The 12,285-nt window shown below is 70.6% G+C and carries 11 protein-coding genes; 5 read left to right on the forward strand and 6 right to left on the reverse strand.

Annotated elements, in window-relative coordinates; translation table 11 throughout:
* Nucleotides 1–239: 239 nt before the first annotated feature.
* The 5 genes from IO39_RS16500 to IO39_RS16520 all read right to left on the reverse strand — a co-directional run bounded on the left by IO39_RS16500 (nt 240) and on the right by IO39_RS16520 (nt 4,122).
* Nucleotides 240–1,211: an ABC transporter permease gene (locus tag IO39_RS16500; RefSeq protein ID WP_052422975.1), complete on the reverse strand. Its 972-nt coding sequence runs from the start codon at nt 1,209–1,211 to the stop codon at nt 240–242.
* A 13-nt stretch (nt 1,212–1,224) separates the two neighbouring features.
* Nucleotides 1,225–2,187 (reverse strand): ABC transporter ATP-binding protein, encoded by a 963-nt coding sequence (locus tag IO39_RS16505; RefSeq protein ID WP_245642000.1) that lies wholly within the window; start codon nt 2,185–2,187, stop codon nt 1,225–1,227.
* On the reverse strand, nt 2,184–2,576 hold the full coding sequence (locus IO39_RS16510) for a GntR family transcriptional regulator (protein WP_043622949.1): 393 nt from the start codon (nt 2,574–2,576) through the stop codon (nt 2,184–2,186). The genes IO39_RS16505 and IO39_RS16510 overlap by 4 nt, the downstream gene beginning before the upstream one ends.
* Nucleotides 2,577–2,889: 313 nt before the next feature.
* Nucleotides 2,890–3,594 carry a transposase gene (locus IO39_RS52625; RefSeq protein ID WP_169789072.1) on the reverse strand — a complete coding sequence of 235 codons (705 nt, stop codon included), beginning with the start codon at nt 3,592–3,594 and terminating at the stop codon, nt 2,890–2,892.
* 33 nt (nt 3,595–3,627) lie between these two features.
* Nucleotides 3,628–4,122, reverse strand: a complete 495-nt coding sequence (locus tag IO39_RS16520) for a DUF305 domain-containing protein (protein ID WP_169789073.1) — start codon at nt 4,120–4,122, stop codon at nt 3,628–3,630.
* Nucleotides 4,123–4,336: 214 nt separating this feature from the next.
* Between IO39_RS16520 and IO39_RS16525 the strand changes: the two genes are divergently transcribed.
* The 5 genes from IO39_RS16525 to IO39_RS16545 all read left to right on the forward strand — a co-directional run bounded on the left by IO39_RS16525 (nt 4,337) and on the right by IO39_RS16545 (nt 11,259).
* Nucleotides 4,337–5,524, forward strand: a complete 1,188-nt coding sequence (locus tag IO39_RS16525; RefSeq protein WP_043622956.1) for an FAD-dependent monooxygenase — start codon at nt 4,337–4,339, stop codon at nt 5,522–5,524.
* Between the two features lie 190 nt (nt 5,525–5,714).
* Nucleotides 5,715–6,155 (forward strand): YybH family protein, encoded by a 441-nt coding sequence (locus IO39_RS16530; RefSeq protein ID WP_043622960.1) that lies wholly within the window; start codon nt 5,715–5,717, stop codon nt 6,153–6,155.
* A 129-nt stretch (nt 6,156–6,284) separates the two neighbouring features.
* Nucleotides 6,285–7,157 carry a TIGR03619 family F420-dependent LLM class oxidoreductase gene (locus IO39_RS16535; RefSeq protein WP_043622962.1) on the forward strand — a complete coding sequence of 291 codons (873 nt, stop codon included), beginning with the start codon at nt 6,285–6,287 and terminating at the stop codon, nt 7,155–7,157.
* A 221-nt stretch (nt 7,158–7,378) separates the two neighbouring features.
* Nucleotides 7,379–7,672 carry a hypothetical protein gene (locus IO39_RS16540; RefSeq protein WP_043622964.1) on the forward strand — a complete coding sequence of 98 codons (294 nt, stop codon included), beginning with the start codon at nt 7,379–7,381 and terminating at the stop codon, nt 7,670–7,672.
* 2 nt (nt 7,673–7,674) lie between these two features.
* Complete coding sequence (locus IO39_RS16545) at nt 7,675–11,259, forward strand: CHAT domain-containing tetratricopeptide repeat protein (protein WP_157548430.1); 3,585 nt, start codon at nt 7,675–7,677, stop codon at nt 11,257–11,259.
* Between the two features lie 68 nt (nt 11,260–11,327).
* On the opposite strand, the gene IO39_RS16550 is transcribed toward IO39_RS16545, so the two are convergent.
* Entirely contained in the window at nt 11,328–12,218 is an 891-nt protein-coding gene (locus tag IO39_RS16550) for a hypothetical protein (RefSeq protein WP_043622969.1), read from the reverse strand.
* Nucleotides 12,219–12,285 lie beyond the last annotated feature (67 nt).

Below are 12,285 nucleotides of genomic sequence, written 5' to 3' on the forward strand. Positions count from 1 at the left end.
AATGCGAAGATCAGGACTTAAATGACAAGCTAAGAAGGTGTCTTTGAACCCCGTCACTATAAGTGATCTTGTTGACTTCCCGAAAATGTCCGGTCGCAAAGGGCCGACCGCTGCCACATAGAACTCGTTGCTCTCGATCCTGCACGATCCACTGCTCGCCCTCTGCTGGACGCCCTGCAGAAGACGGTGACGGTCCGGCTCCAGGCCGTCCCGTCACCGCGATGAGGCGATAACTGGTTTCAGATGCGGGGCCGAAGGGTGCGCCGAACAGCGACGCCGCCCAATGCGAGAGCGGGGATGAGCAGGATTCCCGCTTCGGTCCATTGGAACTGCCAGAACCTGTCCGCGGGGTGAAACTCGGTCACCTGTCGATAGCCGTGGCTGAAGGAGCACTTGGCGTACTTCTTGGTCGTCTGGTCTGTCCCACAGGGGCCAGCGAGCGCGAGCTCTCTCTCCTGAGAGGTGTACTTCACGCCGCTTCCGTCGATCCAGTAGCTCGTCACGTACAGCGAGTCATCCGGTGCGGGGTCGTCCATGACCGTGGCCTGCACGACTCGCTCCGGTGTCGCGTAGGAGGACGGCGCCCTGAGGAGTCCGAAGAATGCCAACGCACACACCGCCAGGGTCACCGCCATCGCCGACAGGGTCCGCCGGAAGAGCGCGCCCGTGGCCATGCCGAGCACGAACGCGGACAGCCACCACGCCGCCGGCAGGATACCGACAAGGCGGAACCAACTCATGTCGAAGCGGTCGACGTTGTAAGGGGGAACGTCGAAGGCGGCCAGCCACGGCTCCACCATGCCGGCCAGCACCAGCCCGCCGAGCGTGACCGCGGCGCCGAGCCCGACGATCTTGGCCGCCAGCCAGCGGCGCCGCGTCACCGACTGGGTCCAGGTCAGCTGGTGTGTGCCCTGCTCGAACTCCCGGGCCAGGAGCGGAGCGCCCCAGAAAGCGCCGATCACCGCCGGAGCCAGCAGCGAAAGCCATCCGAGGAGTTCACCCACCGTCCGTATGCGCTCGTTCATCTCCCCGAGGTAAGCGCTGCACGCGGGAGTGTCCGCCACGCACTCGGGCGCCGGAGCGTTCTGGGCGGCGAACTCGGCTGTGCCCAGAGCGCTGATGAGCAGAACCACGCCGAGGACGGCCAGCAGCGCCGTGGTGAGGAGCACCTGCATGCGGTGCTGCCGCCAGGTAAGCCACAACACTTCCATGTCTCCTAAGCGGTCAGGTAGTGGTCAGGGTCGGACGAGGCAGCGCCGTGGCGTCGGGGCGGCGCAGGTAGGCCAGTACCAGCTCCTCCAGGCTCACGCCGGACACTTTCCATCGCGGGTCGCGCAACGGCGTTCCCGGGCCGGTGCGGACCAGCAGGTCAGCCTGCCGTTCGCTGCGACTGTCGCTGATCACCGGCATCCGGGCCGCCATCCCGTCGGCGAGCTCGGTCGGACCGGACAGCATCCGGTGGGTGGCGAGCAGCTCGTCGACCTCGCCGCTGATCTGGACCTGGCCGCGGTTGAGCACCACCAGCCAGTCGCAGGCGTTGGTCAGGTCGGACACCACGTGGGAGGACAGCACGACGGTCAGCTGCGTCTCGGCCACCGCTGCCATCAGGGAGCGCATGATGTCGTGCCGGGCCACTGGGTCGAGGTTGGCGAGCGGCTCGTCCATGACCAGCAGATCCGGCCGTTTGGCCACGGCGATGGTCAGCGCGACCTGTGCCTGCTGACCTCCGGAAAGCTTGCCGACCTTGCGGTTCAACGGGATGTCCAGTTCCGCCAGCCGCTGCCTGGCTAGGGCGTCGTCCCACCCCGGATTGAGATGGCGTCCGAAGCGGAGCATCTCAGCGACGGTGAAGCCGTCGTAGAGGGGTTTGTCCTGGGCCAGGAACGCCACCCGCGCGAGGGCCTCCGCCCGCTGCCCGACCGGTTCGCCGAAGATCCGCACACTGCCCCGGGTGGGGGCGATCAGCCCGGCGACCAGGTGCAGGAACGTGGACTTGCCCGCGCCGTTCGGTCCGACGAGTGCGATGACGCGGCCGGCGGGGACGGACAGCGTGCAGTCACGCAACGCCCACGTGCCCCGATACCGCTTGGCGAGCCTCACGGCCTCCAGAGCCGTCGGGCTCTGTGCGGGAGCGGTGAACTCACCGGCTCCGCCGCCGAACATCCCCACTGTCCGATCCACCGTCACGCGATCCCCTCCTGACGGAAGTCAGCGAGCACCAAGGCGAACAACGCCTCCATATCCTCTTGGTCGAGCCCCGCTTCACGGCAACCGCGCACCCACTGGGCGAGGTCGCGGCGGAACCGGCTGTGATCGGCCGTGGATCCGCCACCCAGGGACCGCCGCACAAACGTGCCCAACCCGGGCCGGCCGACGACGAGGCCCTCGTTTTCCAGTTCGCGGTAGGCCTTGGCCACGGTGTTCGGATTGATCGCGAGGTCGCTGACGACCTCTTTGATCGTCGGTAGCCGATCGCCCGGCACGAGCACACCGAGCCGCAAGGCGTGTTTGACCTGATGCACCAGTTGCAGATATGTCGCCACACCAGAGCTTGGATCGAGGCGGAACTTGATCATCGCAATACCCTTTTCCTATTAGATTAGTAAAAGGGTATTGACGTCCACGATCTCCGTCAACTCGGCCTCCTGGCCTCTCGCGCGGGTCGTCGTCGCCATTGCCTGGAGCCAAGTTCGTCCGTTCGATCGCCGCGTGCGTCGCCGTGGGCGCCCTAGATGGCGCTTCAGCACGCCGTGGAACTGGTGTCCCTGTGGCCCGGCAATGACCTTGGGCCGAGGCGAACCGTCTGGTCGGCGCTGAGTGGGACAAGGCGCGCGGGGAGGCCCCGTCCCACGTTGCCGACCTGATGGACAAGTACGAGGGTGAGCAGATCTACGAGAACGCGGTCTCGGCACTGGCCGCGATGCTGGCTGCGGGCCAGGCATGCGCACAGGTCTCTTCCGATCGCTGGCAAGGAGGTCCTGAACTGCCCCGGCTCGTGACGCGGTTGGCCATGCTAGAGGGCGTTGCTCTCGAGCAGGACCACGAGGCGGCGGCTTCCTGAGCTGGCGGCCCTCTTCGGGCGGCCTGCGGAACAGACACTGGGCCTCGGGTCCATGCCGGCGGCCTCTTCCTGGTCAGCCGTCTGGTCATGAGGGTGATCGAGGGAACGGTCAGGTGGGCTTCGCTGTGCGAGGGCTTGCGTTCAAAGTCGATCACGTTGCGGCGGGCGTTCATCAACCACCCGATCGTCCTCTCGACGATCCACCTTCGCGCGAGTACTTTGAACCCGGTCTGACCAGGCCGTTTAGTCACGATCTTCAAGGTGAGGCGCAGGAAGCGGCGGGCCCACTCCACCAGCGTCCCGGCGTAGGCGCTGTCGCCCCAGATGAGGGTGAGCTGCGGGTGCAGCATCCGCAGCCGGGCCAGTAACTCCCGGGCGGCGTCGCGGTCGGGCTGTCCGGCTGCGGTGACCATGACCATCATGAGCAGGCCGAAGGTGTCCACGACCAGGTGGCGCTTTCTCCCCGGCACCCTTTTCCCGGCGTCATAGGACGTCTTGTGCCGACCACGTTTCCGGCCGCCCCGCCGGTTCAACCGGATTCCCGGCCGGTTCCCCAGGTCCGTATCTCAGGCCAACTGCTCGGCGATCTTCTGCTGCGTCACGCCCTGCTCACGGATGATCTTCTCCGCCAGCTCCAGCGTGGGCCCGTGCCGGCCCGACTTCCGCACCGTCTCGGCCATCAGCAGGCCGTGGTGCAGGTGCTCCGACAGCGCCGTCAGCCAGGCCCGGTCGAAGTCGGGCCCCTCCCCCGGCAGGTCCACCTTGGCGGGCGCGCCCATGGGCACCGGCTCTCCCCAGGAGCGCAGCCACGACTCCATCATGGTGATGTCGGCCCGCTCCCGCGCGGGCAGCCGCGCGCTCAGCTCGCGCACGTACGCGCTGGTCGCCCGGCCCTGCGCCGCCTCGGCCAGGTCGATCGTCTGCTGGTGATGCCGGATCATGTCCGTGCTGAAGGCCACGTCGGCCTCGCCGTGCGCCGCGTTCGAGTCCGCCGCCGCCGAGCATCCCGCCACGGCCAGCAGCAGGCCCAGCAGCGCCGCGATCGTCATCTTCCACCGCATGTGCTGAGGTACGCACGCCGCCGCCCCCCGGTTCGGACCCTTGCCGAACCGGATCGGGCGGACCCGGCCCCGGGAACGCGTCATCCGCCGGACCGCCTGCCGGCCCTGCTCGGGACCCAAGGGCCGACACGGGGCGGTTCCTCCGCTGACGCGACGTCACTTCCTGCTACTCTCCGTAACATATTGATCACTTTTCGGATGGTGAGGAGCTCTTGTGAAGGTCGCCTGCGTCGGCGGCGGACCCGCCGGCCTGTACTTCTCGATCCTGATGAAGCGGGTGGACCCGTCCCACGACATCACCGTCTACGAGCGGAACCCGGCCGGCTCCACGTACGGCTGGGGCGTCACCTACTGGGACGAGCTGCTCGGCTACCTGCTCGACGTCGATCCCGGCTCCGCCGGCGCCATCAGCGAGGTCTCGGCCCGCTGGGACAGCTGGGTCGTGCACGTCCACGACCGGGCGACGGTGACGGTCGAGCACGCCGACGAGGGCTTCGGCATCGGCCGCCACCGGCTGCTCGGCATCCTCACCGAGCGGGCCGAGGCCCTGGGCGTGCGCATCGAGTACGAGCGGGAGATCACCTCCCAGGAGGAGGTCTCCGACGCCGACCTCGTCGTGGCCGGGGACGGCGTCAACAGCGTGCTGCGCGAGCAGCACGCCGAGCATTTCGGCACCGAGGTGCACGTCGGGCGCAACCCCTACATCTGGCTCGGCACCACCAAGGTCCTCGACTCCTTCACCTTCGCCTTCACCGAGACCGAGCACGGCTGGATCTGGTGCTACGGCTACCCGTACAGCGACGGGCACAGCACCTGCATCGCCGAGTGCTCCCCGGAGACCTGGCGGGGGCTCGGGCTCGACCGGATGACCGAGGCCGACAGCCTGGGCCTGCTGGAGAAGCTCTTCGCCGAGGTGCTGGAGGGCCATCCGCTCATCGGCCGCCCGCAGGCCGGCGGCGGCCCGCAGTGGCTGCGCTTCCGCACCCTCACCAACCGCACGTGGTTCCGCGACAACCTGGTCCTGATAGGGGACGCCGCGCACACCACGCACTTCTCCGTCGGCGCGGGCACCGCCCTGGCGCTGGGCGACGCCGCCTTCCTGGTGGAGGCGCTGCACGGGGACACGCTCGCGCCGGCCCTCGCCCGCTACGAACGCGAGCGCAAGTCCGCGATCCGGCCCTCCCAGCGGGCGGCCCGCCGCAGCGCCCGCTGGTACGAGAACGTCCCGCGCTACATCGACCTGCCGCCGGGGACGTTCATCGAGCTGCTCAACCAGCGCCACTCGGCCCTGCTGCCCCACCTCCCGCCCCGCCTGTACCACGGCCTGAGCCAGGCGGCGGGCCGCCTGTCCGGCCTCGCCGCGGGGCTCACGCGCACGGGACGCTCATCCGGCAGCATGTGACCTTCGGACCGTGCGGCCGGTCACCCGGCAGCGTGGGACCGGCCGGTGAGGGCGGCCGGTCCGCCGCGCTCCGGCGCCTCCGCCTCCCGCCCGGCGGCGCGAAATTCTCCGGCCGGGGCCGTCCCCCCGGCCGGTCCTCGTTCGTCGCCTGAGTGCAAGAGACGGACTTCGACCCCGAGGAGGGGTGGCCATGACCACGCGGCGTGAGAAGAACGAGGCCGAGATCCGCGGCCGGATCGGCGAGATCGTCGAGGGGCTGCGTGCCAAGGATCTGGAAGCGCTGAAGCGGCTCTACTCCACCGACATCGTGTCCTTCGACATCGAATCGCCACTCCAGGACGTGGGGATCGAGGCGAAGCTCAGGAACTGGGCGAAGGTGTTCACGCTCTTCGAGCGCGTGGACTACGAGCTCCGCGACCTGACGCTCACGGTGGGCGACGAGGTGGCCTTCGGGCACGCCTTCGGCCGGCTCAGCGGCACTCTGGCGGGCGGGCCGGCGACGGGCGGCACCTGGGTGCGGGTCACCTTCGGCTTCCGGAAGATCGGCGGCGCCTGGTGGATCACGCACGACCAGGTCTCGCTGCCGATCGACATCCAGAGCGGCAGGGCCATGACCGGCCTCGAACCCTGACCGCCGCCTACCGGCGAAAGGCAGGCTCCGATGAACGTCCTCCTCTGGCTCCTCCAGGTCCTGGCGGCCCTCATGCGGCCGATCGGCCGGGTTGCCTTGACGCTGGTGGCAGGGTTCTAGCATGCCCGGATGAAGTTCGGCATCAGCTACAGCGCGCCCCATTACGGCACCGACCCCGACAAACTCGCGGCCTTCGCCCGGCTCGCCGAAGAGTGCGGCTTCGACTCGCTGCACCTGCCCGAGCACATCGTGCTCTACCCGGGCGCCATGGTCGGGCCCTACGAGCTGCCGCCGTCGTTGCCGTACCTCGATCCGCTCGACTGCCTGAGCTTCGTCGCCGCCGCCACCGAGCGGATCCTGCTCGGCACCGCGGTGCTGTTGCTGCCGTACCACCATCCGGTGACCCTCGCCAAGCGGCTGGCCACCATCGACGTGCTGTCCAAGGGGCGGATGCGGCTGCTGACCGTCGGGCTCGGCGCGCTGCCGGGCGAGGCGCGCGCGGTGGGGGTCGACTACGCCACCCGCGGGCGCCGCGCCGACGAGGCCATCGAGGTGCTGCGGCTGCTCTGGGCGGGCGGCGAGGCCGGCGTCTCGTACGCGGGCGAGTTCTTCGCCTTCGACCACCTGTGCAGCTTCCCCCACCCGCACCAGGCCACGGGCCTGCCGATCCACGTCGGAGGATCGAGCCGGGCGGCGGCGCGCCGGGCGGGCCGGCTCGGCGACGGCTACTTCCCCGGCGGCGCGCTGCCCTCCGACGAGCGGGCCGCGCAGTGGCGGCTCGCCCGGGAGAGCGCCGCCGAGGCCGGCCGCGACCCCGAGGCGCTGGAGTACACCCGCTTCGGCTCGATCGACATGCCGGTCGAGCGGGTCGAGCAGTTCGCCGCACAAGGCGTGACCCGCATCGTCGTGAACGCCGCCGCCACCGAACCGGCCGGGCAACGCGCCGAGCTGACCGCTTTCGCGCGACGGTTCGGGCTCGTGACGGCCGGAGGCGGCGCCTGACGCGGTGCCCGGTCCCGAGGGTGGTACTGGCCGGACCCGGGCACGGGAGGGCGGGGCAACGTCCCGCCAGCGCCCTCACGCACGCCGTGCCGCCCATCGACTTCCGCGGAAATGCCGATCTCGTTTGAAAACCGGCCGGGCCCCGCAGAAAATGCGAGAAACGGCCGCTTCTCTCATCGAGGGTGCCCCGGGTGAACGCTGTCCACGTCATGTTATGGGGAATGCTCGGTGCGCTCGCGCCCGAGATCGTCCGGCTCTACTCGATCCGGCGTAACCCTCGCCGGTTTCGCTGGTCCTGGTTCTATCTGGGCGCGTCGGCCGCATTCGCACTGCTGGGAGGGGCGCTCGCCGTGGCCTTGCCTGCCACGACCCCGTGGGCGGCCCTCTACGTCGGCGTGGCCACCCCGGCTCTCGTCACTTCGCTGGTCCGCAAGGGCCGCGAGATGGCAGAGACGGAGCTGAAGGGTCCGATAAGGCAGCTCTCCGCCTTCGATTCCTACCTTTCGGCGCTCTGACCATGGAATTGGGCGCCGCACACGGCCTCCGCTGGCGGGCAGCGGACGGGTTGCTGGCGGCCATCGGGCTGGACGCGCATCGCAAGCAGGACGTGCCGGCGGTGGAAGCCCTCACGACCGTGGCCGGCGGCGAGCTGGACGTCGGCCCGCTCACGCCCGAACTCGTGGGCACCCTCCCAGCGCCCGACACGGAGGAGGCGCGGCTGATCGGCATGATCCGGATGGTGCAGCGGCTCGGGATCGGAGAACGCACGTTCACCCAGCTGCAGTCGACGGGAATCGGGAGCCAGGCAGGCCGTTTGGTGACGGCGCTGGCTCTGGATTTCGTCCTGACCGACGCGCTGGACTGGAGCCTGGCCGTGGACGGCGTCCCGGTGACCGGCGCGCCGGACGCGGATCTGCGGCTCGCCTGCGGCCGGAACGTCTATCTCAAGGTCACGGCGCCCATGGCGGCATACGACGACAGCGTCGTCCGGGTACGCTTGCCGGCCGGTGAGTCGCGGCTCTCGCTGGCCGTCGTCAGCAATCCCGATCTCCCGATCGCCGACACGATCGTGGTGTGCAGGCCGGACCAGGTCAGGGAGGCGGCCATCGTGGCCGCGTGCCTGCCGGCCGGCCGCTTCACGCCGATCGTCACGGTGACGCCACCGCCGATCGCGATGGAGGCGTTCGACGATCTCATCGCGCGCCAGGAGGCCGCGAGCGAGTCGGCCATGCGGCTGATCGGCGGTTCGCTCGGTCTCCGGGAGGTGCTGGCGGGCGAACGGGACCTGCGTGAGACGGTGCTGGACAACCTCACCGCCTCCGCCTCTCTGCGCCGCGACCTCGCGCCGCAGGCGTCCTGGTTCCGGCGGCACGAGAAGATCGCCGCCCTGATCTCGGCGGCAGGCGTGCGGCGGGCCGTCCTGCTGTTCGAGCCGGACGACGCGGATCCCGACGTCGTCGGCGCCGCGGGCCGGCTCCACCTCCTGCCCGGCGACCCGGGTGCGGCTGAGGCGGGGCGGGTGTTCTATCGCGATCTGGACGAGCTGGCACGGCTGGCGTGGTCCTACCTCGCGGATGCGGGCACCGACCCGGTCGCGTGGGTGGAGGCGCCGGCCGATGACCGCTCGGCGTGGGTGCCGGGGCTGTTCGTGGCCAGGCACGCCGGCCTGCCGCTGCGGCCGGGACCCGGCACCGGCCTGCGCGACCTGCTCGCCGAGACCAACAGGCGGATCGCCGCGGACGAGGCCGTGCTCGCCGAGGCCGGCGGCGAGGCCGACGAGCTTCTCGCCGCTCTCTACGCCCACCATCGCGGCGCCCGCCTTGTGACCGTTCCGCCCCCGGACCTCACGGCCGTACGGCAGGCCGTGGCCGCCCATCAGGAGAGCGTCCTGCACGGCTCCGGCCGGCGGTTCACCGCGATCGAGGCGGCGGTGACCGCCCAGGTGCCGCGGGACGCGGTGGCCGACGTGGGAGATCGCCGGCTGACCGCGTTCACGCACGGCCTGCCGTACTCGTTCGTCAGGGACGGCGAGATCGACTGGTCGGCCAAGCCGATCGGGCACGTGATCGGCGACCCCTTGCTGATTCTGCTGGCAGAGCTGTACGGCTCCGGCTCCGCGCGCGCCCCTGCCGCGTTCAGCCTGATCTTCGATCCGGGTTTCTTCACGACCTCCGAGACCGCTGACGTCCTGGAGTCACTGTCCGGGCACCATACGCATCCGCTCGTCCTGGCCGACGATGAAGCGAGCGCCGTCGCGCTCACCTCGCTCCCGCAGCGCCTCCCCGTCGAGCTGATCTTCTTCAACACCCACGGGAACGACGAGTCCATCCTCCTCGCCGACCTCGCGTTGCCCGGAACGCACATCCCCGCGCTCGTCTCCCTGCCCACGACGCCGATCGTCTTCAACAACTCGTGCGAGTCGTGGACAGGGGTCGGCAGGGAGTTCGTACGCTCGGGCGCACGCGCCTACATCGGCTCGTTGTGGAGCGTGCCCTCCGGCCTGGCCGCGAAGTTCGCCCGCCGGGTGATGCGCCATCTGGCCATGGAGGCCACCCCGGTGGCCGAGGCGATGGTCAGGACGCAACTGCCGGCCCAGATCACCCGTTCCTACCTCTTCGTCGGCACCGCCAACGCCACACTCGACCACTGGGCCGGGCGACCGGTCGAGCCCGGACAGGACGCCGCCGCCGCCTGCACGAGCCTGCGACTCGCCGCGCAAGACAGCCCTCCCGCGCTGTCCCGTCTGTTCCTGCGTGAGCTCGACCGGCACCTCGACGCCGTCGAGGGCACGCCGTACGGCTCCACGACCGCCTACGGCGATGTGCTCATCGCCGCCCTGATCCTCACCAACACCCTGCCCGTCCTGCGGGCCGCGGACGTCGATCGGGCCGAGCGCCTGGCGGGGCGTCTGGACGGGCTCCTGGACCGGCTGGAGATCAGCGACCGGTCCAGGGACGGGCACCGGGCACTCAACCTGTCCCTGTCCGGCGACCGTCGCCGGACGCGCGGAGAGTTCGAGGCGGCACTCGCCGCCTATGAACAGGCTCTCTCCTTCGGGGAGGCGTGTCCGGACCCGGCGATGCTCCACCTGAACGCGGCCGAGATCCTCTCCGGTCGGGGGCAGCACGCCCGCGCGCTGGACCACGCCAAGCAGGGGTACGACGCCTACGCCGCGGACGGCGACGAGGAAGGTCTGCTCATCGCCGCCGGAACCCTCGGTCAGCTCTACGGCCGCATGGGGCGACACGACCAGGCGTTGCGATACGCGAGGGAAGGTCACGCGCTGGCCGAGCGGGCCGATGATGTCCGGCGCCGGCGTCGGTTCAAGGCCGACGAATCCATCGCCGCGCTCCGGCTGGGCGACACGGAGACGGCCAGGAGCGCGGCCGAGGAAGCGGTACGGCTGGCGCGCGGGGCGCTCGACGAGCGCGGAGAGCTCAAGAGTTACGGCCTGCTCGGCCAGGCACTGCTGGCCGCGGGCGCGCTGGACGAGGCCGAGCAGCGCATCCGCAGCGGCCTGGAACGTGCGCGTGAGCTGTCCGACCCGGTGGAGGAGGCGGCCTTCACCTACGACCTGGGCCTGGTCCTGGCCCGCCGGGAACTGCACGGACGCGCCGCGATCGAGTTCGCCGCCGCGCTGGCGCTCTATGGCGAGAACGAGCGATGGGCCGACTGTGCCAACCTCATCTGGTACCTGGCCGACAGCGCCACACGGGCGCGCGACCTCGACCGGCTCTGGCTCGTGGTGACCGAAGCGTTGCGGGTCTTCGCCGTCGCGGACGTCGAGGTGTTCAGCGGCCTGCTCGATCCTGTTGTCGAGGCCTTCCAACAGGTGTGCGTCCATGGCACCAGACGAGAGATCCGACGCCGGACGGCGGAGCTCGTCCAGATCTGCGGGCGGATCGAGGAACCCCGTCCGCCGGAGGCGGATTTCCTCACCTATCTGGCCGGCCTCGTCGAACGCCGGGTGCGGGGCGACTCGGCCGCCGCCATGGACGCCGCGCGGGAGCTGGACGAGCAGACGGAGAACAGGTACGACATGGCCGCCTTCCTGGCCCGGCTCCCGGCCCGGCGCGGCTGGTCGCGCAGGCCGTTCCGCTGACGGTCGTTTCGCGGGACCGGTCGGCCGGCCGCGCGGTTCCCGGGCGGCGGCGCCCGCGGGGCTGAAGGTCAGGCGACGATGTCGAGGGCGTCGATCGAGACGGCCGGGCTGATGGCCAGGAAGGGGCGCTCGTCGCCGTCGTCGAGGTCGGTGGTGACGAGCCGCCCGGGCGCGGAGCCGGGGCGGACGACCCGGCCGGCGCTGACGGCGAGGTAGCCGTCGAAGGTGCGCCGGGTGAAGCGGCGCTCGCCGCCCGTCCGCACGTCGATCAGGATCAGCGGGCTCTCGTCGTCGGGCTCCGGGTAGACGAGCAGCTCGTGGCCGGAGGCCCAGACGGAGTGCGGGCCGGGCAGGGCCACGCGTTCGGCGTAGGCGGCGAGCTCCTTGCCGGCACGGTCGAGGACGACGGTCGTCAGGACGTCGTCCGGCGTGAGATAGGTCGCGGCGAGCAGCAGCCCGTCGGGCGACCAGCTGATCGAGGCCTCCTCCCAGTAGCCCTCGGCCCACCAGAGCCGCTGCCGGGAGCCGGTGCCGGTGTCGATCAGCTCGATGCCGGCGAGCGCGTCGCCGACGCCGGGGATGCCGGGGCCGCCGGACAGGTCGGCCAGGACGGCCAGGCGGGTGCCGTCCGGGGAGAGCGCCGCGCGCAGGTAGTCGTCGGAGACGAACTCCTGGCGGGCCCCGGTGGCGAGCGTGTGCAGCACGACGCGCGGCGGGCCGGCGCCGTCATCCTGGCGCGCGGTGAGCACCAGCCGGGTGCCGTCGGACGACAGCGACACCGTCTCCGGCGCGAGGTGCGCCGGCAGGCCGGGCACGGCTGCGAACGTGTCGCTGTCGGCGTCCAGCACGATCACGGCGGTCCCGCCCGGCCCGGTGGCCGCGAGCGCCATCCGGGCCGCGCGCACCGGCCGCGCGGCCGGCCCATCGTATGCGATCTCCCATGACCGGTCGACGACCACGGCACCTCCTGTTGCTGATCCGGTGCGCAGCCTAGTCAAAGATCACACGGAAGGGGAGCCGGTGATC

Origin of the sequence: Nonomuraea candida (genome assembly GCF_000725485.1) — a bacterium.
In the GTDB taxonomy this organism is placed as follows: domain Bacteria; phylum Actinomycetota; class Actinomycetes; order Streptosporangiales; family Streptosporangiaceae; genus Nonomuraea; species Nonomuraea candida.